The sequence below is a fragment of the Streptomyces sp. NBC_01244 genome, assembly GCF_035987325.1.
Taxonomy (GTDB): Bacteria; Actinomycetota; Actinomycetes; order Streptomycetales; family Streptomycetaceae; genus Streptomyces.
Genome location: NZ_CP108488.1, coordinates 8,217,993 through 8,243,036, shown reverse-complemented (window position 1 = coordinate 8,243,036; position 25,044 = coordinate 8,217,993). Strand labels below are relative to the sequence as shown.

The following is a 25,044-nucleotide window of genomic DNA, read 5'->3' as shown; positions in this document are numbered from 1 at the left end:
GGGCGCGTAGCCTGACCGGTCATGCGAAAGATCATCCTGATGTCGCAGGTCTCCCTCGACGGCTACTACGAGGGTCCGGAGCGGCAGATCGACTGGCACCGCGTCGACGAAGAGCTGCACCAGCACATGAACGACGAACTGCGCTCGGTCGGCGGCATGCTGATGGGCCGGATCACCTACGAGCTGATGGACGCCTACTGGCCCACCGCCGACGCCGATCCCGCCGCGACCGCGGCCGTGACGGACTTCGCGGGCATCTGGCGCTCCGCGCGGAAGTACGTGTACTCGCGCACCCTGGAGACCGAGCGGGCCGACCCGAACGCCACCGTGCTCCGGGAGGTCGTACCGGCGGAGGTCGCCGCCCTCAAGGCCGCCCCGGGCGGCGACCTGACGCTGAGCGGGGCGGACCTCGCCGCCTCGTTCCTGCGCCACGGCCTGGTGGACGAGTACCGGATCTACGTACAGCCCGTCCGCATCGGCCGCGGCCACCCCCTCTTCCCGCCCTCCGACGGACTGGTCCCGCTCCGGCTGGAGGGGACCCGCACCTTCGGCAACGGGGTGGTGCTGCTGCGGTACGCCCGCGCCTAGTGCTGGGTCTTCCCCGGGGCTTGCCGGGCGGACAGTGAAGCGAGGTAGCCGGACAGGGCGGCCGCCGTGCCGGAGAGCGGGAAGCGGGCGCCGAGATGGCCGTCGGGGCGTACGAGGAAACCGGTCGGGCCGTCGGCGCCGTACAGCCGGGCGAACTCCCCGGCGGCGTCCCGGTATCCGGGGACGGCGTCGGGCAGCCCGGCGGATGCGTCGAGTGCGGCCTCTCGGGCCAGGACGGCCAGGATGGGCGGGCCGGGGGCGCCGCTCCCGTCCGTGTCGCCCTCCGCCAGCGCCGCCCCCGCGGCCCGGGCCTGCTCGGCGGCCCCGGCCAGGGCCGCGCCGTCGTCCCCGTACAGGAGCACCACATGGCCGGCCCGGCCGCGCAGCACGTCGAGCAGCCGCGAGGGGTAGGCGGCGAGGGGCAGGGTCAACCCGGAGCAGTCCGGGGCCCGTTCGCCGGGCTGGGGTGCGTCCGCCGGGCCGAAGGGACTGCCGGCGAGCGGTCCGTCGCGGTAGCCGACGAGCAGTTGGGCCTCGCGGAGCAGCACGGTCCGCAGGTCGTCCGGTTCGTTCTCCATGCCCTGGGTCGCATGCCGCACGGTCCGGCCGACGACCTCTTCGCCGACGGGGCGGCGCTCCGCGTCGTAGGTCGCGAGCAGGGTGGGCCCGGCGATCTCCCGGAGGACTAGCGCGAGCTTCCAGGCCAGGTTGCAGGCGTCCTGGATCCCTGTGTTCATGCCCTGGGCGCCCGTGGGCGGATGGATGTGGGCGGCGTCGCCCGCGACGAAGACGCGGCCGTCGCCGTAGCGGTCGACGATGCGGTGGCTGATGCGGAACACCGAGGACCAGCGCATCGCGGAGACCGTGGACGGGGCGGGGGCGAGGCGGTCGACGACGGCCTGGATGTGGGACAGCTCGGGGACCCGGGCCCCTTCCAGCCCGTGCAGCACGCCGTCGCCCGCTCCGGGCTCCCCGGCCGGTCCCCCGGCCGATCCTCCTGCCGGTCCCCCGTCCGGCTGCGCGGAGAGTTCGGGCGGGACCAGCATCGACATGCGGTAGCGGCCCCGGCCCGGCAGCGGGATGCACACCAGCAGGTCGTCCGTGGACCCGTCGGCTCCCACGTGCATGGACCGCAGGCCGTACCCCTCGGGCAGGTCCCAGTCGCTCACCACGTCGGCCAGCATGTACTCCTCGGCGAAGGCCCCGCCCTCGTACGACAGTCCCAGCCCCTTGCGCACGGTGCTGTGCGCTCCGTCGCAGCCGATGAGGTAGCGGGTGCGCAGCTCCTCCTCGCCGCCGGAAGCGGTGCGCAGGAGGCTGGTGACGCCGCCTCCGGGCCCGTCCGCCTCCTGGGTGAACGACAGCAGTTCGGTGCCGCGTTCGATGACCGTGCCCAGCGCCGCGAGGTGCTCCTCGAGGATGCGCTCGGTCTCGTACTGAGGCAGCGCGGCGAACCGGTACGGCACTTCGGGGGGCAGCATGAGCTCGACCCGGGCGCGTTCGACGCCGTTGGCGTAGATCAGCTGACCGCGCAGGGGCACCGCGCTCTCCACGACCGTGCGGGCCAGGCCCATCCGGTCCCAGATCTCCAGCGTGCGCGGCTGGATGCCGACCGCCTTCGCGTACGGGAGGCGGGCCGGCAGCCGGTCGACGAGGCGGCAGCTCACGCCGTGCCGGCGCAGTTCCGCGGCCGTGCTGAGGCCGACCGGACCTGCGCCCGCGATCAGTACGTCGGTCGTCGGGGTGTGCGCCATGGGTTCCTCCCAACCGCCCGGCCCCGAACCGGTCCCTCCTCCATGCTGACCCGGCGGGGCGCGGGCGGCCAGACGAGGAGGTCAGCCCCCCTTGGCGTGCACCCCCGGTGTGTGTCCGAAGGCCCGCCGGAACACGTCGATGAACGCGCTCGTCGAGGACCAGCCGCACCGGTGCGCGACCGCCGTCACGGGGGTGTCCACCGCCAGCAGCCGCAGCGCGTGGTGCAGCCGCAGCTGGGTCCGCCACTGGGGGAACGTCATCCCCAGCTCGGCGCGGAACAGCTGGCTGAGGGTCCGCTCCCCGGCCCCGGCCCCGGCCTGCGCGGAGAGCTCCGCGAGCCCGCGCCGGTCCGCCGGATCGGCGTGCAGCAGTGCGCACACCGCGGCCAGCCGGAGATCCGCGGGAGCAGGCAGGTGCAGCGGCTGGAGCGGCGAGGCCCGCAGCTGGTCGAGCAGCACCGCCAGCATCCGGCGCCGCTCGGCGCTGTCGTCCTGCGGGGCCCGGGTGTAGGCGAGGATCAGCTCGCGCAGCAGGGGGCCTACGGCGAGCACGGCGGGGGCGGAGAGGGAGAGCGGGTTGAGGCGAGTGGGCAGGCCCACGCTGTGCAGGTCGACACGGCCGAAGGCGCGGTGCTCGTGCACGGTCCCGGCCGGGATCCACAGGGCGCGGGTGGTCGGGGCCACCCAGGTGCCGGCGTCGGTGGTCACGGACAGCACCCCGGAACCGGCGTAGCAGATCTGGTGGTCGTCGTGTCGGTGCGGATCGATGCCGTGGTGGGTGTCGAGCTCGCGCATGCTCGTCGCCGCGCGCGGGGTGTGGCGGATTTTCTGCATCATCCGGCAATTTATCGGAAGCGGGCCGCCCCCGGCGAGAGCGATTCTCGACCGGTGACCTCCATCAGACCCTTCCAGTCCCCGTCCCCGTCCCCGCCCCAGGCCCAGGCCCAGGCCCGACCCCAGCCCCAACCCCAGTCCCAGCCCGGCCCGACCCGTCTCCGGACGGCCGCCTTCGCCGCGGGCCACTCCTGCGTGGACGTCTACCAGGGCGCCGTCGCCGCGCTCGTCCCGTTCCTCGTCTCCGAGCGCTCGTACGGGTACGCCGCCGCTTCCGGCATCGTGCTGGCCGCCTCGCTGCTGTCCTCCGTGGTCCAGCCGCTGTTCGGAGCGCTCGCCGACCGGTGGCCGATGCCCTGGCTCATCCCGCTGGCCACCGCAGCCGCGGGGCTGGGGGTGGCGCTGGTCGGACTCGACGCCGGGTACACGGCCACGCTCGCCGCCGTCGCCCTGTCCGGGCTGGGCGTCGCCGCCTACCACCCGGCGGCGGCCCGGCTGGTCCGTACGGTGGGCGGCCCCGGGCACGGTGCGATGAGCTGGTTCGCGCTCGGCGGCAACATCGGCTTCGCGTGCGCCCCGCTGCTGGTCGTGGGCGCGCTGGCGCTGCCGGGCCCGGCGGGTTGGTGGCTGCTGGCCGCCCCGGCGGCGCTGGGCGTGTTCCTCAACCGGCCGCCGTCCGCGAAGCGTTCGGCTGCCCGGCGGCCGGCGGCGACCCCGCCTCCGCTCCGGCGCCCCCGCGACGACCGGCGGGCCTTCCTGCGGCTCTCCCTGGTGGTCGTCGTGCGCTCGGTGGTCTTCACCGGACTGAGCACCTTCATCGCGCTGTACGTCCGTGAGCGTGGCGGCGGCGAGACCGCCGGCGCCGTGGCCCTGTTCGCCCTCTTCGCGGGGAGCGCCGGCGGCACCCTCCTGGGCGGCCGGCTGGCCGCCCGCTGGGGGCGGGTCACCACCGTCCACCGCGCCTACGCGTCGGTGGCGCCCGCCGTCGCGGGCATCCTCTTCCTGCCGCTGCCGCTGGTGTACGTCTGCTCGGCGCTGGCCGCCGCCGCGCTGTACGTGCCCTTCTCCCTCCAGGTCACCCTGGGCCAGGACTACCTGCCCAACCGCATGGGCACCGCGAGCGGGGTCACCCTGGGCCTGACCGTCAGCGTGGGCGGCCTCGCGAGTCCCCTCATCGGCTCGGCGGCCGACGCGGCTTCGCTGCACACGGCCCTGCTCCCGCTGGCCGTGCTCCCCCTGCTGGCCTGGGCCCTGGCCCGGCGCCTGCCGGAGCCCTCGGAGCCTGCGGAGCCCGCGGCCGCGGAGCCGGGGCTCACTCCGGCCCGGGAGTGACGGGGACCTTCCGGGGGCTGGAGCGGTGGTCCCGCCAGGCGGCCAGGGCTTGCGGGCGGGCGCCCTCGGGGTGACGGGCGTGCCAGTCCCTGAGGAACCGGTTCAGCTCGAACTGCGCACCGATCTCCCGGGGTTGCGCCGCTCGCGCCCGGGTGGCGTGCCAGTGGGCGACCGCCTCGGCGAGGGTGCGTCCCGCGCCCTGGGCGAAGTAATCCCGCATGAAGGCGTCGAAGTGGAAGCCGGGCCCGATCTCCCGGACGAAGTACGCCCGCAGCACCTGGCTGCACCGCTGCCCCGGCGGGATCACGCTGGCACCGTCCACGGGGGCGGCGAGCTGTCGGCCCGCACCGCGGGCGGGCCGCCCCGCGGCCGGGACCGGAGCAGGGGCCGGGAGCCCGTCCAGCGCGGCGGCGATCCGTGCCGTGACCGCCGCCTTCCCGCCTCCGGCGGGCAGGCCCATCCGGCGCGCCAGCGCGGAGAGTTCGGCCAGGGTCCAGTACCAGCGAGCCAGCTCCGCCCCGCTAAGCTCCGGGCTCGGAGCGGGCCGCACGCCACCTTCATTCGTACGCATGTTCCCATCCTAGGCCGCTCACCGCCCACCGCTCCCCGCTCACCGCCCGCGGCGTTCGCGGCCCCTCAGGACGTCCAGGGCGAAGAACCTCGGGACGGCGCCGCCGAGCCCGTCGAGGCCGGTGAATCCGCGGCGGGCCATTTCGGCGTCCGGCGAGGTGCCGCGCCCCTGCCAGTGGCGCAGGAAGAGCTTCGCGCACATCGCCGGCGGCGGGACCACGAGCTGGGGCCGGGTCTCCTCCGCGGCCTCGTCGGCCCGGACGACGAGGGCGCACCACTCGTCCCAGCGCCCGGAGTCCCGCAGGCGCGCCAGGACCGCCGGCCGCCAGTCGACCGACTGCCACACCGGCCACACCCGCACCATCAGCAGCCGGATCCGGTCGGCGGCGGGCAGCCCGGTCCGTTCCTCCCCCGTGAACCATCGGGTCAGGGAGTCCGGCAGCGACGACCGGCCGTCGAGCCCGAGTTTGGCCCGTGCGTACGTTTCCAGCGTCATGCCCCGGGCGCCGGCGAGCTCCTCCAGCAGTCCGGTCAGCACCTCCTCGTGCAGGGCGGGGTAGCCCTCGTCGAACAGCCGGGCGGCGTCCAGTACGTCGAGGTCCGACATCCACCGGCCGGGAGCGTGCTCCCGTCGGGTCCGCCGGACCAGGGACTGGGTCCGGCTGATGCCGGTGAAGGGCACCTCGGGCGCGACCGGACCGGGGGTCACGGCGCCCCGGCTCGTGATCGCCCGCAGCCCCGGCACCATGACGCCGCTGCTACGACGGCACCCGCCCCTCCCCCGGTCAGCGCAGGCCGGCCCGCGCCGCGGTGTCGTCGATGAAGCCGCCCTCCCGGTGCTGCCCGTACGGGCCACGGCGAGCCGGCGCGAGCGGTCCGGGCCGGCCGTCGACCGGCCGGTCCCGCCCCGACCGGCCGCTTCAGCCACCCCCGCGCCCCCTCGGTCTTCGCGGTCCCCGCCGGGCAGCCCGATCCGGGGCATGGTGCACGATCCGCTTCGCCTGCATCGACCCCGGCGCGTCCGCGACGACTTCCACGACGTCCCGGTACACATCCGGCGGCACGTCCGCCGAGAGCCCCTCCCGCACCTCGGGCCCCAGCCCCACCCGCGGCATCGCGGTCCCGGCCACCTCCCGCCCGGACCACCCCGACGGGCGTCCTCCCCGCCACACCCGTTCGACGGGCGGTCGGCGGGGCCGTGGGCTCTGTCATCAGCCCTCGGTCAGTGCAGCGTCAGGGTGCCCTGTTTGTATCGCCAGGCATACCGAATGTCGCCGGGCGGTACGTTTCGCCCCTCACCAGAGGCGGGTGGACCGGCATGCCGGAACCCTTGAGTGTCGACCTGCGGCTGCGTGAGCTGCCCAGGGCGGAAATGCACGATGCCTTGGAAGCCCTCGTCGTCACCCGGTTCAAGCGGGTGCTGCTGATGGACGACGACGAGGAACTCGCTCTCGACAGCAGCTACTTCGACCTGGGGCTGACCTCCCTGCGCCTCGCGGAGCTGCGCAAGGGGCTGGAAGCCCTCCTGGGCGTCGAGATCGACGCGACCGTGCTCTTCAACAAACCGACGATCGACGAGCTCGTGGGCCATCTCGGCGCGAAGCTCTCCGACCACGTCAGGAAGGCGTGAGATGTCACGTGATTCCCAGGCTTCCGAGGCCCCCGAGGCGATCGCCATCGTCGGTATCGGCCTGCGGTTCCCCGGCGGCTGCGAGTCAGCCGACGACTTCGACGCCCTGCTGCGCGGCGGAAGGTCCGGCATCCGGCCCCTCCCCGAGGACCGCTGGGATGCCGCCGCGTTCAAGCCCACCACGCCCGACGAGAAGGGCAAGATCCAGACCGAGGGTGGCGGCTTCCTCGATCGCATCGACCTCTTCGACGCGCCGTTCTTCAACATCTCGCCCAAGGAAGCCCAGTACATCGACCCGCAGCAGCGGCTGGTGCTGGAGACGGCCTGGCACGCGCTGGAGCACGCGAACATCGATCCGACGCCCCTTCGCCGTGGCAACGGCGGCGTCTACATAGGGGCCAGCTCGATCGACTACGCACTGGAGACCGAGTCGCTCCCCTACGAGGCGGTGGACGGCCATCTGGCCTCCGGCATCACCATGTTCCCGCTGAGCGGCAGGCTGTCGTACTTCCTCGGCTGGCGCGGTCCGAGCATCAGCGTCGACACGGCCTGTTCGTCCTCGCTGAGCGCCCTGCACATGGCGGTCCAGGGTCTGCGGAACGGCGAGTGCGACATCGCCCTGTCCGGTGGCGTGAACGCGCTGCACCATCCGCGCATCATGGTCATGTTCTCGCACGGTCAGATGCTGGCCCCGGACGGGCAGTGCAAGACCTTCGACGAGGACGCCGACGGGTACGTCCGCGCCGAAGGCTGCGGAATACTGGTGCTCAAGCGGCTCGGTGACGCCCAGCGCGACGGCGACCGGATCCTCGCGCTGGTGCGCGGCACGGCCATCGGACAGGACGGCGACAGCGCGGGGCTGACCGTTCCGAACGGGCCCGCGCAGGAGCTGGTCATCCGGCGCGCGCTGGCCGCGGCGCGGCTGGAGCCGCGCGACATCCAATACGTGGAGGCGCACGGCACCGGCACTCCGATCGGCGACCCCATCGAACTCGGCGCCATCAACGACGTGTTCTCCGACTCGCACTCCAAGCAGGTGCCGCTCCTGGTCGGTTCCGCCAAGACGAACCTCGGGCACATGGAACCGGCGTCCGGTGTGGTCGGCGTGATCAAGACGGTGCTCCAGCTGCGAGCCGGGACGATCTACCCCCACCTGAACCTGCGGACGCCCTCCACCCGCATCCCCTGGGACACCTATCCGGTGTCGGTGCCCACCGAGTGCCGGGAGTGGCCGGGCGAGACCCGCCGGGCCGTGGTCAACAGCTTCGGCTTCGCCGGGACGATCGCCGTCACCGTGCTCGAACAGGCGCCTTCCGTCGCGCCGCCCGAACCCCGCCCCGAGCCCCGGCCCGATCCGGCGGCGGCCGCGGACGACGACGTGAGCACCGCGTCCGCGCCCTCCGTGTTCACCCTCTCCGGCAAGAGCGCCGCGTCGCTGCGCCGCCAGATCGAGCGGTACCAGGAGTTCGTGGCGGGTGGCGGGGACGGCAGCCACGATGTGGCGAGCCTGTGCCGGACGGCCAACACGGGCCGGGCGCACTTCGGGCACCGGCTCGCCGGTGTCGTCCAGGACCGCGAAGGGCTCCTGAAGCTGCTGGCGTCGGGCCTGGGCGACGAGGCCGCCACCGGCGCGAAATCGCGTAAGACCGCCTTCCTCTTCAGCGGCCAGGGCGCGCAGTACGCGGGCATGGGCGCGGATCTGTACCGGTGCTTCCCCGTCTTCCGCGACGGGGTCGACGCCTGTGACGCGCTGTTCGCGGCGCACATCGACGTCTCCGTACGTGACCTGCTGACTGGCGAGGCGCCCGACGGCGACCTCATCCACCGTACGCGGTACACCCAGCCCGCACTCTTCACCCTGGAGTACGCGCTGGCCCGGCTGTGGATGTCCTGGGGTCTGAAGCCGAACGTCCTCATCGGGCACAGCATCGGCGAGGTGACCGCCGCGACCGTGGCCGGGCTGTTCACGCTGCCCGGAGCGGTCGCGCTCGTCGCCGCTCGCGCCCGCCTGATGCAGTCCGTCCGGGCCCGGGGCGGGATGGCCGCGGTGAGCCGCCCCGTCGGGGAGATCGAGCCCCTGCTCGCGGAGCGGCCCGGGCTGGCCGTGGCGGCCGTGAACGCGCCGGGCCAGTGCGTGATCTCCGGGGACGTCGAGCAACTGCGCGCCCTGAGCGAGGAACTGACGGCATCCGGGACCCGGGTCGAGCAGCTGTCCGTTTCGCACGCCTTCCACTCGCCGCTGATGGCCGAGATGTTCGACGGCTTCCGGGAGGCCATGGCGGACATCGAGTTCCACGAGCCGTCGATCCCGCTGATCTCCAACCTCACCGGCCGGGTCGCCAAGTTCGCCGAACTCGCCACCCCCGACTACTGGGTGCGGCACATCGGCGAACCGGTCCGGTTCATGGAGGGCATCCAGGCCGTCGAGAAGCGCGGCCGGCACATCTTCGTCGAGATCGGCCCCTCCGCCGCCCTGACGGCCCTGGCCCGGCAGTGCGTGGTCGGCGACGGCCACCACTGGATCGCCAGCCAGCGCCGCCGCGGCAGCGGCGAGCTGGCCGTCCTGCGGGCGCTCGCCGAGATCTACACCGCCGGCGCCCCGGTCGACTGGGCAGGTGTGCACGCCGGACAGGACCGGTCCGGCCTCGTGGGGCTGCCCGGATACGCGTTCGAGCGCAAGCGCTACTGGCTGCCCGCCGGCGGGCGCGTACAGAGCGTGCGGGGCTCCACCGCGCATCCGCTGCTCGGGCAGGAGGAGGGAAGCCGGGACGGACACCAGGAGTCCGTCCTGGAGTTCACCGCCCGCTATGCCCCCGGCGCGCCCTCCTGGCTGGCCGACCACACCGGCTCGGACGGCGAGACGGTCGTTCCCCCCGCCGCGTACGTGGAACTGCTGCTGGCCCTCCAGGACAGCGCGTACGGACACACCCGTGCGCTCATCCGGGACCTGCGGATGCACGAACCCCTGCGGCCGACCGAGGAATCCCCGAGCACGGTCCGCACCCGGATGCGGCCCCGGGCCGGCGGCGGCGCCGACGTGGAGGTCGTCAGCGGCCCCGCCGGCGAGGAGGTCCTGCACGCCACCGCTGCGTTCGAGCCGGCGCCGGACACGGACCCCGCGGCCGACCCGGAGGTCATCGCCCTTGCCCCGCCGCCCGGCGCGGTGCGCGAACGGGTCTCGGGAACCGATGTCACCACCGACCTGGCGTCCGTCGGCCGGGCCTACGGGGAGGCGTTCCGGCTGCTCACAGAGGTCAGGCGGCACGAGGACGGCGTGTACAGCGCCACCTTGGCCCTGCGCCGCTCCACCCCGCTCGAGCACCTGCCCGTCGAGGCGCTGGAGTGCGCGCTGCACGCCGCCGTGGCCCTGGACGACGAGGGGCCCTTCTTCTCGCCCGTACGGTTCGGATCCGTGCGCCTGCTGAAGAAGCCGCGCGGCGAGCGGCTCACGGTCCTCGCCCGCGTCACGGGCACGGGGACCGGGGCCCGCACGGTCGATCTGCTGGTGCACGACGAGCACGCCCCGGTCGCCGAACTGACCGGGGTCGAGTACCGGCCCTTGCCGGACCCCGGCCGTACGCCGTCGCTCGTCCACCGCCTCGTCTGGGTCCGCCGCTCCGCCCCGAAGGCCACGGACCCGGCGGGCAGGCACGTGCTGGCGATCGGGCCGGAGACCAAACACCTGGCGGCACTCGCCGCGCACGCCGATGAACGGGGCCTGCGCCTCACCGCGCTCGACGGGGCCCCCGCGCTGGGCGCGGCGCTCGCGGATCCTTCGGTGACCGACGTCTGCTGGTTCTGGCGGCCCGTCGGCGAACCCGGTGCGCCGTTCGGCCACGCGCTGCTGCGCGCCGAGTGCGAGCGCAACTACCGGGAGCTGCTGGAGGTGGTGGCCGCCGTCAGCGGTGGCGATCCGGCCCGGGCCGTGCGCCTGTGGCTGGTCACCAGCCGTGCGCAGTGGCTGCCCGGGGACCTGCCGGGCGCCGGGGTGCGGCCCGCGGCCGCCACGCTGTGGGGTTTCGGGCACGTACTGCTGAACGAGTACCCGCGCTCCCGGGCCACGCTCGTCGACCTGCCCGCGGACAGCGGACACGCCCCGCTGATCGACGAGTTGCTGACTCCGGACGCCGGTGAGTACCAGGTCGCGCACCGTGGCGGTGAGCGCCACGTGCGACGGCTGCTCGCCGGCCGGGCGACGCCCGCCTGGCACGGCGACTTCGAGGTGCGCGCGGCCGAGCCCGGCAGCACGGCCGAGCCGCGCCCCGTGCCCGCCGAGGCCGTCACCCCCACCGAAGACCTCATCCAGGTGCGGGTGCGGGCCGCGGCCCTGGGGCGGCGCACCGACGGCGCGCCCTCGCCCGCGCTGGGTTCCGGCTGTGTCGGTACCGTCGTCGCCGCCGGACCGCTGGCCGGAGTCCCGGTCGGGACCGAGGTCGTCGTGGCACACCACGGCACCCTGGGCCGCACCGTGACGGTGCCGTCCTCCTCGGCCACCCCCGCCCCCGCGGGTGTCGGGCCGGCCGAGGCGGTGGCGTCCTGCACCGCGTACGCCACCGCCCACCACGCACTGCACGGCCGGGCCGCGCTGACCGCCGGTGAGCGGATCCTGGTGCACGGAGCGGACCGGGCCACGGTGCGTGCGGCAGTGGCGCTGGCGGCCCGGGCCGGCGCCGAGGTCTTCGTCACCTCCGAGCCCGGGGAGGAGGCGCAACTGCGCGAGCTCGGCGCCCACCACGTGCTCGACGTGCACGATCCGGGTCCCGAGGCCGACATCCTGCTGCTCACGGAGGGGCACGGCATCGACATCCGGCTCGGCGCCCCGGACGAGCCGGTACCGGCGGCGCTCGGCGGCTGCCTCGCCGCCCGCGCCAGGACGGTGACGGCCTCCGCCTGGCCCGGCCGGATCGACACGGAGCTGGCCGCGATCGTGCGGGCGCTGGAGAGCGGTGAACTGCCGCGGCTGCCCGTCACGGTGTACGGCCTCGACGAATTGCCGGAGGCGGTGGCGGCGGCCGAGGAGGGCGTCCGCGGCCAGGTGGTCGTGGCTCTGCCCGAGGAAACGGTCACCGCCGGGGGCGTGCGCGTACGGGGTGACCGCACCTACCTCGTCACGGGCGGCCTGGGCGGGCTCGGACTGGAGAGCGCCCGCAAGTTGGTGGACCTGGGAGCCCGGCACCTGCTGCTGGTCAGCCGCGGTGGCAGCGCGACCCCGGAGGCCGCCGAGGTGCTCGCCGAGCTCTCCGGACGGGCCGCGATCAGGGTGGAGCGGGCCGACGTGTCCGCACCCGCCGACATGGACCGGCTCCGGCAGCTGCTGCGGAGCGGCCCGATGCCACTGGGCGGGATCGTCCACGCGGCGGGCGCCGCCGGGAAGTCGCTGATCGGCAACCTGACCTGGGAGGCGATCGACGCGCAGCTCCAGGCTCAGGCGTACGGCGGCTGGCTGCTGCACGAGCTGTCCGGGGGGTTCCCGGAACTCGAGTTCTTCTTCGTCCACTCCTCGATCGCCTCGGTACTGGGCGGCTCGACGCAGGCGCACTACGCGGCGTCCTTCGCCTTCCTCGACGGTCTGGTCGCCTGGCGCCGCGCGCTGGGGCTCCCCGCGCTGTCGGTCAACTGGGGGGCGTGGAGCCGGGTCGGCATGTCCGCCCGGCTGGACGAGAGCCTCGGGCGCGAACTGGAGCGCAGCGGAGTGCGGTTCTTCTCCCCGGCACGTGCTCTGCGGTTGTTCGAGCGGATGTTGGCTCACCCCGAAGGACCGTACGTGGCCGGCGAGTTCGACTGGAACGCGTATGTGGCGCCCAGCATGGTCGACAACGCCCTCTATGCCCGGCTGGTGGACGAGGAGGGCCGCGGCGGCGGCTCCGGCTTCGACCTGGCGGCCCTGTTCGCCAAGCCGGAGGCCGAGCGCAGGGAAGCCGTCGACCGGGTGGTGCGCGAGCGCGTCGCGGCGGTGCTCCAGGCCGACGACGCCGACCAGATCGAGCCGGCCACCCCGTTCGTCGCGCTGGGACTCGACTCCCTGATGGCCCTGCAGCTCAAGACGGGCCTGGAGTCGGTCTTCCGGGTCCCGCTGCCCGCCACGCTCACCTTCGATCACCCCTCACCCGGTGAGCTCACCGACTTCCTCGAAGCCCAGCTCACCTCCCTCCTCGCCCCGGAGAGTGGCCGATGACCGCGATCGAGACGGACGCCCGACGAGCCGACTGGACGCTGACGGCGACGTCCGCGGCGCACGCCCGCGACCGCGGCGGGCACCCGGCGATCCTGTGCGAGGACCGCGTCGTCACCTACGCACAGCTGCACCGCGATTCCGACCGCATCGCGCAGGGCCTGCTCGATGCCGGAGCGGCGGGCGGAACCCGCGTCGCCTACCTGGGCCGCGAGTCCGAGTACTACTACATGACCGTGATCGGCTGCGCCAAGGCCGGCGCGGTCCTGGTACCGGTGAACTGGCGGCTCACGGGCGGCGAGATCGACCACATCCTGCGCGACTCCGACGCCGCGGTGCTCTTCGTGGACGAGGAGTTCAGTGCCGTCGTCGACCGGCTGCGGCCCGAACTTCCGGGGCTGCGGACCGTCGTACGGACCGGCCTGCCCGGCGACGACGACCCGGGCGCGGGACTGCGCGCCTGGTGGTCGCGAGCGCCGTACACCGGCCTCGACCCGGGCACGGGACCGGATGACGCGGTGGTGCAGATCTACACCAGCGGCACCACCGGCCGTCCCAAGGGCGCGGTCGTCCCGCACAGGGGCTTCTTCACCCTGCCGGCCGCCCAGCGCGCCGCCGGCGTCGACTGGATCGACTGGCACCCCGAGGACGTCAGCCTCATCTCGCTGCCGGGCCTGGGCACCGCCGGCATCGGCTGGTTCATGCACGGCTTCAACGCCGGGCTGACGAATGTGGTGATGCGCCTGTTCGTGGCGCAGGAGGCGGTCCGGCTGATCCGCGAGCACCGCGTGACCACCACCTTCGCGGCGCCCGCGATGCTGGGGATGATGCTGGACGAACGCGGCGCCGACCGGGCCGCCTTCGCGTCGTTCCGCAAGATCGCGTACGGCGGCGCGCCCATCACGGAGAGCCTGCTGTCGCGCTGCATCGACGTCTTCGGCTGTGAGTTCGCCCAGATCTACGCCAGCACGGAGACGGTCAGCGTGGCGGTGTGCCTGCCGCCCGAGGACCACCGGCCGGGCAGTGCGCTGCTGCGCTCCGCCGGCCGGGTCTGCCCGGGAAACGAACTGAAGATCATCGACACCGAGGGGCGGAGCCTGGGGCCCGGCGAGATCGGCCAGGTCTGCGTCAAGGCCCCGTCGAACATGCTCGGTTACTGGAACCTGCCCGACGCGACCCGCGAGACGCTCGTGGACGGCTGGCTGCTGATGGGCGACGCCGGCTACGTCGACGAGCGGGGCTACCTCTTCCTGTGCGACCGGATCAACGACACCATCATCGTGGCCGGGCAGAACATCTACCCGGCCGAGGTGGAGACGGCGCTCGGCGAACACCCGGCGGTGGCCGACGCGGCCGTCGTCGGCCTGCCCCATCCGGACTGGGGCGAAGCGGTGCACGCCTGCGTGGTGCCCCGGGCCGGCGCCACCCGCCCCACCCCCCGGGAACTGCTGCTGTTCCTGCGGGACCGGCTCGCCGACTACAAGATCCCCACGGCGTTCCACTTCTCCGACACTCTCGAGCGCAACCCGGCCGGCAAGGTGCTGCGCCGGGCCGTGCGCGAACGCCTCGGCGGCGGCGCGCAGGCCGCGCCCGCCGCCGCCCGACCAGTGACGGACATCCGACATGACTGACCTGAGCGCCGGCCCGCGGGCCGCCCTGAGCATCGGCATCCTCCTGCCCACCAGGGAACAGGCGATCACCGGCGGTTTCGCGGCCGCCCCCCTGCTGGACTTCGCCCGCCGGGCGGAGGAGCTCGGCTTCGACTCCCTGTGGGCGGGTGACTCCCTCACCGCCCGCCCCCGTCTGGACCCCCTGATCATCCTGGCCGCGGCCGGTGCGGTCACCAGCCGGATCACCCTGGGCACGGCCGCCCTCACGGCCGCCCTGCGCCACCCGCTGATCGGCGCGCATATGGTCGCGAGCCTCGACCACGTAGGAGCCTCCCGGCTGATCCTGGGGCTGGGCGGAGGCTTTCCGGTACCCGAGACGGAGGAGGAGTTCGGCGCGGTCGGCGCCGACTTCAGCACTCGGGCCGGGCGCCTCGACGAGACGGCCGCGCTGTGGCGCCGCGCCTGGAACAGCACCCGCGACGGCGCCCCCGAGGACTTCGAGGGCCGGTACTGGCAGGTGCGGGGGCTGCACCGGCTGCCGCCCCCGCACCGGCAGGGCGGCCCGCCGCTGTGGCTGGCCGGCGGGGACACCCCGAAGGTGCTGCGCCGGGTGGCCCGCCACTACGACGGCTGGCTGCCCTTCGTACCCTCCGCCGAGCAGTACGCGAAGGGCTGGCAGCAGCTCGGTGCGGAGCTGGAGGAGGCCGGCCGGCCCGCCGGCGCGGTGACGCCGGCCCTGTACGCCACCCTCACGGTCGATCCCGACCGGGAGAGCGCCCGCCGGGAGCTGGACCACTACCTCCGGCACTACTACGGCCGCTCCCTGGAGCAGATGGCGCCGCTCCAGGCCTACGGCTGGGGCAGCGCCGAGGAGTGCGCCACCTGGCTGGCCGGCTACGTCCGGGCCGGCGCCCGCCACCTGGTGCTCCGGATCGGCTCGTTCGACCCGCAGCCCCGCCTCGAGGAGATCGCCGCGACGGTGCTGCCCGCGCTGCGCGCCCTCCTGGAGGCGGCGCCCGCCACCTCCAGGACCGCCTCCGAAGTCCAGTGAATCCCGCCCCGGGCCGTCTGCCCGGTGCGTCGCCACGCCTTACCCAGAGGGGAAAACGGTGAACAATTCCATCGTCAGCAAAGTGTCCGCACCGGGCCAGTGGTTCCACCCCGCCGAGACGTCGCCCGAGGCCCGGATCAGGCTCTTCCTGTTTCCTCACGCAGGCAGCGGGGCGATCATCTACCGGGACTGGGCGGATCTGCTGCCGCCCGACATCGCCGCCCAGGCGGTGACCCTGCCCGGCCGTCAGGAGCGCCGCGAGGAGACCGCGTACACGGCCTGGGAGCCGCTTCTCGACGGGCTGTACGAGGCCGTGCTCGCCGAGTGCGACGACCGCCCGTTCGGCTTCTTCGGCCACTGCCTCGGAGCCCAGCTGGCCTACCACCTCTCCGTACGGATGGAACGGGACGGGGTGCGCGGCCCGGTCCTGATCGGCATGTCCGGCTGGGCCCCCGAAGGCTTCTTCAATCCCACGAAGGAGCACATCGGCATGCCTCAGGAGGAACTGGTCGGCTGGATCAAGAAGCTGGGCTCCTTCCCCGCGGAGATCTACGACAACCCGGAGATGCTGCAGATGGTCATCCCCGCACTGCGGGCCGACCTGTCGGTGGCGGCCCAGCGCGTCGACGAGGGAGCCCTCGTACCGTGCCCGCTCGTCTCGTACGGAGGGAAGTCGGACCCGCTGATGGAGGAGGACGACGCCTTCTCCTCGTGGGTGCCGCGCGCCCCGCGGTACCTGGGGCACAGCGAGTACTCGGGCGGGCACTTCTTCATCGACAAGCACGCCCTGGCCGTGACGTCCGACTATTCCCGCCACCTCAACCGCCTTGCCGAGAAGGCCGGATGACCCATCCGGCAGGTCCGTCCTTACCTGGGACGTAATCGACGGACGGGGCACGGTCTGAGAAGGTCGGGATCATGACATTCGTTCCCGATGACCAGTCCGACACCCAGAACGAAGACCGCGAGGCGTCCGTCCGACGGATGAAGACGGAGGCGGTCCGCCGGCTGGCGGACCGCCGGTTCGTCGATCTGGACACCCAGGCGGTGGCCCGTGCCGCCGGCCTCGAGCCGGCGGCGGCGCAGCGGCTCTTCCCGGATGAGGAGGCACTCCTGACCGCACTGATCCTGGACGCCTACCACGGCATGGGAGAGAGCGCGGAGAACGCCGCGGCGGCGGCCGGGGCCGCCGGCGCCGGCCTGCTGGGCCGCTGGACCGCGATCTGGCAGGGCGTCCGGAGCTGGGCCCTGGCCAGCCCCGAGGAGTACGTCCTGATCTGGGGCCGGCCGGTGCCCGGCTACAGCGCGCCCCCGGAGACCATGGCCGCCGGCGCGCGTACCGTGGTGGCGCTCGTCGGGCTGCTGCGCGAGGCGCAGAAGGACGGCGTGCTCACCGGTGACCGCCCCGGCGAACCGCCCCTGTCCGAGGGCATGTCACGCAACGCGGAAGCGCTCGCGGGCGGTCTCCTGGAAGGGCTCCCGCTGTCCGTCGTCGCCCGCATGCTCGTCGTGTGGACGCAGCTGCACGGCATGGTCGGCTTCGAGGTCAACGGCCACATCGCCGGCGTCGCGGCCGACCCCGCGGCCTTCTTCGACCACGCCTCCGCGGCGATGGGAGAGTTCGCCGGACTGCCCCGCTGACGACGTCAGGTCTCCGTCAGTCACCCGTCAGGGCGTACGGGGATAGTCGGCGGAAGAAGAGCCTTCCGCCGAAGGAGACGAGTGATGCTCGAATCAGCAGAGACGGTTCTGGACTGGCCGTTCCCGCGTACCAAGTCCGGTTGCCCGGCGGCCGTCCTCGCGGAACTGCGCGAGGAGCCGCCGAGCGTCGTCCGCATCCCGGCAGGGGCGTCGGAGTCCCGGCGCGCCTGGCTGATCACCAAGTACCCTGATGTCCGCCAGGCCCTGATGGACCCCCGGCTGAGCGCGGACGAGACCCTGCCCGGCGCACCGGTACGCATCCAGGTGGACCCGGCCCAGAAGCCCGGGTCCTTCCTGCGCATGGACGACCCGGAGCACGCCCGGCTGCGGGGGCTGATCGCCACCGAGTTCACCGCCCGCCGGGTCCGCGCGCTGCGCCCGGCGATCCAGCAGCTGATCGACGACCTGCTGGACGAACTGGAGGCCCACCCACAGCCGGCCGACCTCCAGGACATCTTCTCCAGGAAGCTGCCGACGCTGGTCATCGCGCGACTGCTCGGGGTGCCCGACGAGGACTCCCCCTACTTCGTGGAGAAGACCCGGCTCACCATCGGGCAGGGCGATCCGGCGCGCTCGTACGCCGCGTACACCGAGATGTCGCAGTACCTGGGCGTCCTCGCCACCCGCAAGCTCGACGATCCGCGGGACGACTTGATGAGCAGGCTGGCCGTCGACCACCTCGGCCCCGGGCACATCACCCTCGACGAACTCATCGGCATCGCCCGGCTGGTGCTGGTGGCCGGCCACGAGACGACCACCAATCAGATCGCCCTGAACATACTGAGCCTGCTCCTCGACGAGAAGCTCAAGGCGGAGGTGCTGGCCGACGACGGCGCGCTCATCCCGCAGTACGTCGAGGAGGCCATGCGGTACTGGTCGATCTCCCAGGACGCCATCGTGCGGCTCGCCGTCGAGGACTTCGAACTGGGCGGGGTGTCCATGAAGAAGGGTGACGCGGTGGTCATCTCCATCCCGGCGGGAAACCACGATCCGTCGGCCTTCCCGGATCCGCTCCGCATCGACCTGCGGCGCGACGCCGGCAAGCACATGCAATGGGGCATCGGCCCGCACTACTGCCAGGGCGCCCCGCTGGCCCGGCTGGAGATGGAACTCGCCCTGCGCACGCTGTTCCGGCGCTTCCCCGGCCTGCGGCTCGATGCCGACGACCCGGACAGCGTCTTCCGCACCGGGACCGTGTTCCACGGCGTCCGGCACCTGCCCGTCACCTGGTAGACGTCCACGACGGGGCAGCACGAAGGGACAGGGCAGCACGAAGGGGAAGGGCGCCTGCCGGGGCGCCCTTCCCCTTTGTCCGGCCGTGCCGCCGTCAGCCTCAGATCTCCTCGGGGAACTGGTGGTCGGTACGGATCCGTCCGTCCTTCGCGAAGGTCAGGTACTGGGTACCACGGGCCGCGATGTCCCCGCCGTCCTTCGGCACCATGTCCCAAGTGATGCGCGCGGCATCGTGATTCACGGAATGGGCGTGCAGCCGGAAGGTGAATCCATTGGCGACGAAGTCGACGTACGCCTCGGTCACCGCCGCCTCGATCCCCTCGTGGCCGCGGAATTCCTGTCCGGTATTGGCGTACAGGCCGTCCTCGGACCAGATCTCCGCCACCGCTTTCCGGCGGCTCTCGGCATCGGATTCGTTCCAGACGGCGAGGTAACGCTCCACAAGGCCTTCGGTCAAGCTCATGGTCATTCCTCCTGAGAAAAGGGGATGCCGGTCACGGGTGCCCGGTGCCCGGTACTCAATGCCCGACGGGTCGAGCGTTTCACCGGCCGGGGTGGTGTGTCGATTACCTCCCGGGTAATGCACGGGTGTACGGAATACCGGGAACGGCGGTGTCAGCCGCGCATCAGGCCCGGGTCAGGCACTCCGGAGATGCTGGCCCGCGCGTGCGAATCCCGACGCAGAGCCGTACCCCCTCGTCATCCGACCGATTGGAGTGGAGCCATGGCGGACACCGCCGGGGCATATCCCGAGGACTGTCTGGTCATCGCGAATCCGGCAGCCGGCACCGTCACCGTCACCGGGGAACTGGTGCGGGAAGTGGCCGACCGGTGCGCACGCCACACCCGCGTCACCGTCTCCCTCACGGACGGCCCCGGCGACGCCGAGCGGGCGGCCCGGGAAGCCGTCCGCACCCGGACCGGCGACGGCACCCGGGTGGTCGTCGCCGTCGGCGGCGACGGGACGGTGCTCGAAGTGGTGAACGGCCTGATGGCCGGCGCCGGGCCCGGCGAGCGCACCGCGTTGCTCGTGGTGCCGGGCGGCACCGGCAACTCCGGTTACCGCTCCCACTGGGGCACGCGCCCCTGGCAGGAAGCCGTCGACACCGGGCTCGGCGCCCTTCCGGCGGCGCTGCGCCGGCTCGACCTCGCGCGGGTCCGGGAGCTCGACGCGCTGGTGGTGCTCGGCGCCGGCGCCGGACTCACCGCCGAAGTGCTGCGCAGCGCCCGGGAAGTGCCGCTGCGGGGCCGGGCCCGGCTCCAGGCGGGACTGGAACGCGCGGCGTCGGTGTTCACCCCGTACCCCGGACGGGTGACCATCGACGGGGCCGTCGTACACAAGGGCGAAACGGTGCTGGTCAACATAGGCGGCGGGCGGCACCGTGCCTGGCAGTACCTGGTGCTGCCGCATTCGGTGCTGGACGACGGGCTCCTCGACGTCTGTGTGGTGGGCGCCGGCACCGACCCCGTCGACGTGCCCCCGCTGCTGCTGACCGGGGAGCACGTCGACCGGACCGGTGTGGTCTACCGCACCGGCCGCAGCATCGTCGTGGAGCGCACGGACGGCCTGCCGCTGTGCTTCGAGCACGACGGCGAACTGGTGCCGTACGAGGGCTCGCGGCTGACCATCGACATCCTGCCCGGGGCGCTGCCCGTGCTGTGCGAACCCGCGCCCGCCCGGCCGGAGCGGACCCGGTGACCGGGCGCAGCCCCCGGCCGGGGCCGACGCAGCAGTCCGCACCCCCGCCGTCCCGAACCGCCGAGCTGGCGGGCTGGGCCGCCGGACTGCGCCTGGAGGAGCTCCCCTCCCGGGTCGTCGGGCTCGCGCGCAGCCAGGTCCTGTCGCAGCTCGCCGCCATACGCACCGGCCTCGCCCACCCGCTCGGGCGCAGACTGGTGTCCGCCTTCGGAGAGCCGCTGCAATCCGAGCCGGCCCGGTCCGCCGCCGTCTTGGCGGGCCTCGGGTCCTGGCTCAACCTGGACGACACCGCGTACGCCGGGCACTTGTCGAACTCGACGGTCGCGACGCCACTCGCCTACGCCCGCTCCGAGGGGCTCGACGGCGCCGCCTGTCTGACCGCCGTCGTGGCGGCCAACGAGTGCGCCGCCCGGGTCACCGCGGCGGCGACGCTCGGCCCCTTTCGCGGCCAGACCGCCGCGCACACCAGCCTGATCGGCGGTGTCACCGGCAGGCTGCACTGCACCGGAGCCGGCGCCGACACCTGGACCCACGCGATCGGGCTGGCCATGACCATGCCGCCGTGGACCTTGCTGCACGGTTTCCTCAGCGGCGACGCCCGGGTCCTCACCGCCCTGACACCGGTACGCGCGGCGATGGACGCCTGCGACGCGGCCGAGGCCGGACTGACCGCGGCCCCGGACGTGGTGGAACACCCCGACGGCTTTCTGGCCAGGTTCGCGGTGGTGCCGCTCCCCCAGGCCGTGAACGAGGGGCTCGGCCGGCGCTGGCACACCGACACCCTCTCCTTCAAGGTCCGTCCCGGCGGGCCGGGTGTCGACACCGCCGTGGACTGCGCCCTGGAACTGCGCCGCCGGTCACCGGGGGCCGACTTCGCCGAGGGGATCGAGGAGATCGTCGTGGAGACGTCGCGCTACACGACGTACGTCGCGCACCTGACCGACCGGCACGGCAACGGGCCGGACACCCCGCCGAGCATCCTGCCGCTCTCGGTGCCGTACGCCGTCGCCGTGGCGCTGCTCACCGGCGATCTGTCCGTGGCCGACTTCACGGCGCCCGCCACGCACGAGGCACGCCGCTGGGAACTGTCGTCCCGGGTACGGCTGGTGGAGGATCCCGGGATGACGGACGACTTGCTGGCGAGTGCCGCGCCGTTCGGAGCGGCGGTGCGGCAGGCGGGGGCGCCCGCCGTCGACTGGCTGGCCGCGTTCGCGGGGCGGGACGCCGCCGAGCGGGCCGTACTGGGTGCCCCCGAGGAGACCTTCGAGCAGTCGACCAAGCACACGGGCTCCCGGCTCACCGTGCGCTGGGCGGACGGCCGTACGGCCACCGCACGGCGAGACATCCCGATCGGCGCGGCGGGAGAGGAGACCCGGGCACGGCACTGGGGGCTGGTCCGGGAGAAGTTCCGCAGGGCCGGAGGCCCGGACGAGGCCGCCGACCTGTGCGCCCATCTGGAGGAACTGTCCCCCGCGGAGCTCGCCAAGCTGACCGCGACGGCACTCGGCGGCTGACCCGGCGTACGCCACGGGGGGCGGCCCGGGCTTCGACCGACCATGTCGCCGAAGCCCGGGCCGCCCCCCGTCGCGTACGTGTCTTCGGGCTTCCTCAGACGCCCCGGGACTGCTCCGCGGCCATCCGGACGTCCAGCTCGCGCACCACTTGGGCGGCGTTCCTGGCGATCTCCTCGTCGTCCGGGGCACCGATGACCTCCATCAGGAACGCGACGAGCGACTCCTGCAGGGCCTGGGTCTGCGACTTCTGTATCTGCTGGGACATGACCGACTCCTCTACGGCGTGAAGATGGGCGGGCGTGCGCTCAGAACGCCTTGCAGGCGCGGAAGACATGGGCGAAACCGGCTGGTGAGGCCGGCCCGTCGAAGGCCACGTACTCGGGGATCAGCTCCTCCGGAGCCCATTTCTCCTTGTAGGACAGCTGGGTCCTGGCCGGGTACAAGGCCTCTCCGTGGTCCCACAGGAAGTGCATCAGCCACTGGAACGCCGGGCTGTACCCCGGCACCTCGTGCGACGGGTCCAGTCCGGTGAACGGGGTGAAGCCGAAGTGCAGCCACTCCACCCCCTCCGCCCGGAAGGTGTCGATCGCCCGGGAGTTGATCGCTTCCATCAGTCCGGGCGAACCGCCGGGGATGCGCCGGCTCAGGTCGTGCATCCAGCCGGACCGGCTGCCGTAGACCGGCGAGTAGGAGATGTATCCCACGGCAGCGCCGTCGATCGTGCCGAGGAAGAGGCGGCGGTGCTCCTGTGCCGGACCGCCCAGCTCCCCGACGAGGAACTCCAGCGGACGGGCGTGTTCTCCCTTGGAACCCAGCCACGCCCGGTCGATGTCGTGCAGTGCCTCCTCCCACCGGCCGGAGTCCACCTCCTCCACCTCCAGGCCGTTGCGGAAGGCCCTGGAGATCTTGTTGCGCAGCTGCATGAAGCGGGTGCCGCGCAAGGTGAAGTCGGGCAGGTGAACGGCCCACGAGGCGCCGATCTGGTTGACCGTGAAGCCCTGTCGCCGGTACGCCACGGCATCCTGCCGCTGCAACTGCACTCCCACCAGGCCCAGATCCTGCTCACGGGCGAAGGCGGTGAAGCGTTCGAGCAGGGCGTCGTACGCCTCCGGGGCGGCGAACGGGCCGCCGAACTGCACCAGATGGCGCCCGGTCCGCCGGTAGACGACGAGGCCGTCCAGACCGGGCGCGGTGAACACCTCGTTGCCCTGGTTGAGGGCCAGAAAGGAACTGGGATTTTCGGACCGGGTGTGCCGCTGGACGGCACTCAGCACCGGATTTTCAAGAGCGGGGGAAATGGTCACGGTCTGCTCCCTGTCAGTACGAAGCAACTTGCCGAAAGTACATCAGCTGCAATGGCCCGGCGAAAGGGCAAGGGGACAGCGGCCGTTGCGCCGTCAGATCCGTATCAGCGCCGCATAAGCGAGATATCAGGTGGGCCTGGCAATGTAGTTGTTGTGAACGGCGCGGGAAACCGGGCCGGGAACGAGGAGAGGTGCCCGGAGTGGTTTATCGGGGTCCGGCGCTCGCGCCGGTCTGGCTCAGGCCTCCGCAGGTTCGAATCCTGCCCTCTCCGCCCATGGTGAACGCATTGAGTACGGCCGGTTGCCCCGGGAGGGCGGCCGGCCGTTCTTTCGTTGCGGGAAAGGTGAGAGTCAGTCGCTCATCAGCGGTCGGTCAGGTGTGGCTGTAAGCATCGAACCGTTCCGTGCGGAGCGTGAATTCGGGGAGGCGTGAGGATGCGCGACAAGCCACTGCTCAGCTACAAGCTCTACATCGCCGGGAAGGACGTGGAGGGCGACGGCTGGGTGTACACGGTCAGCTCCCGGTCCCTGCTCGAGGACGTGTTCACCAGTGTCGGTCTGAAGCGGGACCTGGAGCGCGACCCGACGTCCGAGGCCGCGCAGCACCCCTACGTCATCGGCCGCTGCGCCATCGCCTCTTCAGACGCCATCGACCTGGCGACCGAGGCCGCGGCCGCCGCGGCACCCGGCTGGGCCGCCGTGCCGCTGGAGCGGCGGATGCGGCTCGGCACCCGCTTCCGTGAGGAACTGCTGGCCCGCCAGGACGAGTTCGTCGACATGCTGGTGGCCGAGGGGCACCCCGTCAAACTTGCGCGGTGGGAGCTCAGCTGCCTCTTCCAGGTGTACAGCGAGGAGAGCCTGGGCTGGTACCGCGAACAGATGCACACCGAGTTCAGCCACGGCGGCCGCCGGCTGATCGTGCGCCGCCGCCCGGACGGAGTCGTCGGTTTCCATCCGCCTCAGAACGCCCCGGCTCCGAGCGCCGCACTGGCCGTACTGGCCCTGATGGCGGGCAACGCCGTCGTGGTCAGGGCGCCGCGCTCGATCGCGCTCAGCACGATGTGGCTGTTGCGCGACGTGGTGGGGCCGCTGCTCGACGAACTCGGTGCGCCTCCCGGCGTACTCAACGCCATCTGCGGCAATCCCAAGCAGACCCTGGACCGCTGGCTCGCCGATCCGCTGATCGACGACATCTTCTACATCGGCGGCAGCAAGGAGGGCCTGCTCTTCGAACGGGACTGCGTCGCGGCCGGCAAGAAGCCCATTCTGGAGCTGGCGGGCAACGACACCATCGTGGTGTGGCGCGACGCCGACGTGGAGAAGGCGGCGGAGGCCATCGCCGAGGCGTTCTACGGCTCCGGTCAGATCTGCATGGTGCCGAATTGCGTCGTCGTCCACCCCGCGGTCGCGGAACGGCTGTTCAAGGAGGTCCGGGCCCAGGTCGCCGCGATCCGCCCCGGGTACCCGCAGGACCCCGAGGTCCTGCTGTCCCCCGTACGCCGCAGCGAGCGGTTCTTCGGGCTGCTCAAGCAGGCCACGGACCTGGGTGCCGAGCTGGTGATCGGAGGCCTGCGCACGGAGCTGGACGGCACGCCGTCGCAGACCGGCGTCTTCCTCCAGCCGACCGTGGTGCGGGTGAACGGGCTGGCCGGGGCGCGCGCGTACGACGTGGTGGACCAGGAGACGTTCTTCCCGCTGCTGCCGATCGTGGTCGCCGAACCCGCCGGCGACGGCGAACTGCTCGACCGCTTCATCGACTTCGTCAACAGCAACCGGTACGGCCTGCGCAACTCGCTGTGGGCCGGGTCGGAGAGGGTGATCGACACCTTCGTCGGCCGGATCTCCAACGGCGGACTGCTGAAGGTCAACGACTCGCACATCGGGTTCCTGCCCTATCTGCCGAGCCACGGTGGCACCGGCCTCACCGGCGGAGCCTTCGGCGAGGCGAACTACCCGATGCTCAAGACCTCGCACCTCCAGGGCGTCAGCATCGCCCGCGGCATCAGTCCGCACGAAGCGGTCTTCGGCTCATGACCGTCCCCGTACCCACAC

The 25,044-nt window shown here is 72.8% G+C and carries 19 protein-coding genes and 1 tRNA gene; 13 read left to right on the top strand and 7 right to left on the bottom strand.

The features are described 5' to 3' along the window. Positions 1 to 21: 21 nt before the first annotated feature. Positions 22 to 588: a dihydrofolate reductase family protein gene (locus OG247_RS36655; RefSeq protein WP_327256272.1), complete on the top strand. Its 567-nt coding sequence runs from the start codon at positions 22 to 24 to the stop codon at positions 586 to 588. On the opposite strand, the gene OG247_RS36650 is transcribed toward OG247_RS36655, so the two are convergent. Both OG247_RS36650 and OG247_RS36645 read right to left on the bottom strand, forming a co-directional pair. Then, complete coding sequence (locus tag OG247_RS36650) at positions 585 to 2,342, bottom strand: FAD-dependent monooxygenase (RefSeq protein WP_327256271.1); 1,758 nt, start codon at positions 2,340 to 2,342, stop codon at positions 585 to 587. The two genes, OG247_RS36655 and OG247_RS36650, sit on opposite strands and share 4 nt — an antisense overlap. Before the next feature lie 81 nt (positions 2,343 to 2,423). Continuing rightward, entirely contained in the window at positions 2,424 to 3,176 is a 753-nt protein-coding gene (locus OG247_RS36645) for an AraC family transcriptional regulator (RefSeq protein WP_327257763.1), read from the bottom strand. Between the two features lie 195 nt (positions 3,177 to 3,371). Here OG247_RS36645 and OG247_RS36640 point away from each other — a divergent pair, with 195 nt between their 5' ends. Beyond that, positions 3,372 to 4,508 (top strand): MFS transporter, encoded by a 1,137-nt coding sequence (locus OG247_RS36640; protein WP_327257762.1) that lies wholly within the window; start codon positions 3,372 to 3,374, stop codon positions 4,506 to 4,508. Here OG247_RS36640 and OG247_RS36635 read toward each other — a convergent pair. Beyond that, positions 4,489 to 5,079: a DUF6434 domain-containing protein gene (locus OG247_RS36635; protein WP_327256270.1), complete on the bottom strand. Its 591-nt coding sequence runs from the start codon at positions 5,077 to 5,079 to the stop codon at positions 4,489 to 4,491. The genes OG247_RS36640 and OG247_RS36635 overlap by 20 nt on opposite strands. A 39-nt stretch (positions 5,080 to 5,118) precedes the next feature. Next, complete coding sequence (locus tag OG247_RS36630; RefSeq protein ID WP_327256269.1) at positions 5,119 to 5,826, bottom strand: hypothetical protein; 708 nt, start codon at positions 5,824 to 5,826, stop codon at positions 5,119 to 5,121. A 570-nt stretch (positions 5,827 to 6,396) separates the two neighbouring features. Here OG247_RS36630 and OG247_RS36625 point away from each other — a divergent pair. From OG247_RS36625 to OG247_RS36595, 7 genes are all read left to right on the top strand, one after another. Then, on the top strand, positions 6,397 to 6,708 hold the full coding sequence (locus tag OG247_RS36625) for an acyl carrier protein (RefSeq protein ID WP_327256268.1): 312 nt from the start codon (positions 6,397 to 6,399) through the stop codon (positions 6,706 to 6,708). Between the two features lies 1 nt (position 6,709). After that, a complete protein-coding gene (locus OG247_RS36620; protein ID WP_327256267.1) occupies positions 6,710 to 12,883 on the top strand; it encodes an SDR family NAD(P)-dependent oxidoreductase in 6,174 nt (2,057 codons plus the stop codon). Next, complete coding sequence (locus OG247_RS36615; RefSeq protein ID WP_327256266.1) at positions 12,880 to 14,511, top strand: long-chain-fatty-acid--CoA ligase; 1,632 nt, start codon at positions 12,880 to 12,882, stop codon at positions 14,509 to 14,511. Before OG247_RS36620 ends, OG247_RS36615 begins: the two co-directional genes overlap by 4 nt. Then, positions 14,504 to 15,541, top strand: a complete 1,038-nt coding sequence (locus OG247_RS36610) for an LLM class flavin-dependent oxidoreductase (protein ID WP_327256265.1) — start codon at positions 14,504 to 14,506, stop codon at positions 15,539 to 15,541. Before OG247_RS36615 ends, OG247_RS36610 begins: the two co-directional genes overlap by 8 nt. A gap of 58 nt (positions 15,542 to 15,599) precedes the next feature. Beyond that, positions 15,600 to 16,388 carry a thioesterase II family protein gene (locus OG247_RS36605; protein WP_327256264.1) on the top strand — a complete coding sequence of 263 codons (789 nt, stop codon included), beginning with the start codon at positions 15,600 to 15,602 and terminating at the stop codon, positions 16,386 to 16,388. Between the two features lie 71 nt (positions 16,389 to 16,459). Next, the gene (locus OG247_RS36600) at positions 16,460 to 17,182 is read left to right on the top strand and encodes a TetR-like C-terminal domain-containing protein (protein WP_327256263.1); all 723 of its coding nucleotides are present in this window, start codon (positions 16,460 to 16,462) and stop codon (positions 17,180 to 17,182) included. A gap of 84 nt (positions 17,183 to 17,266) precedes the next feature. Further along, the gene (locus tag OG247_RS36595; RefSeq protein WP_327256262.1) at positions 17,267 to 18,475 is read left to right on the top strand and encodes a cytochrome P450; all 1,209 of its coding nucleotides are present in this window, start codon (positions 17,267 to 17,269) and stop codon (positions 18,473 to 18,475) included. A 100-nt stretch (positions 18,476 to 18,575) separates the two neighbouring features. Here the strand turns inward: OG247_RS36595 and OG247_RS36590 are convergent, their stop codons facing one another. Further along, entirely contained in the window at positions 18,576 to 18,938 is a 363-nt protein-coding gene (locus tag OG247_RS36590) for a nuclear transport factor 2 family protein (protein ID WP_327256261.1), read from the bottom strand. 261 nt (positions 18,939 to 19,199) lie between these two features. Here OG247_RS36590 and OG247_RS36585 point away from each other — a divergent pair, with 261 nt between their 5' ends. Next, a complete protein-coding gene (locus OG247_RS36585; protein ID WP_327256260.1) occupies positions 19,200 to 20,174 on the top strand; it encodes a diacylglycerol/lipid kinase family protein in 975 nt (324 codons plus the stop codon). Next, complete coding sequence (locus OG247_RS36580) at positions 20,171 to 21,688, top strand: MmgE/PrpD family protein (protein ID WP_327256259.1); 1,518 nt, start codon at positions 20,171 to 20,173, stop codon at positions 21,686 to 21,688. Before OG247_RS36585 ends, OG247_RS36580 begins: the two co-directional genes overlap by 4 nt. A gap of 94 nt (positions 21,689 to 21,782) precedes the next feature. Here OG247_RS36580 and OG247_RS36575 read toward each other — a convergent pair whose 3' ends face one another. Both OG247_RS36575 and OG247_RS36570 read right to left on the bottom strand, forming a co-directional pair. Next, a complete protein-coding gene (locus OG247_RS36575; protein WP_327256258.1) occupies positions 21,783 to 21,953 on the bottom strand; it encodes a hypothetical protein in 171 nt (56 codons plus the stop codon). Between the two features lie 40 nt (positions 21,954 to 21,993). Beyond that, positions 21,994 to 22,992 carry a bifunctional lysylphosphatidylglycerol flippase/synthetase MprF gene (locus tag OG247_RS36570; protein WP_442813504.1) on the bottom strand — a complete coding sequence of 333 codons (999 nt, stop codon included), beginning with the start codon at positions 22,990 to 22,992 and terminating at the stop codon, positions 21,994 to 21,996. A gap of 185 nt (positions 22,993 to 23,177) precedes the next feature. On the opposite strand from OG247_RS36570, the gene OG247_RS36565 reads away from it, so the two are divergent. Beyond that, positions 23,178 to 23,264 (top strand) — tRNA-OTHER (locus OG247_RS36565). Between the two features lie 163 nt (positions 23,265 to 23,427). Beyond that, positions 23,428 to 25,026, top strand: a complete 1,599-nt coding sequence (locus OG247_RS36560) for an aldehyde dehydrogenase family protein (RefSeq protein WP_327256257.1) — start codon at positions 23,428 to 23,430, stop codon at positions 25,024 to 25,026. Positions 25,027 to 25,044: the final 18 nt, after the last annotated feature.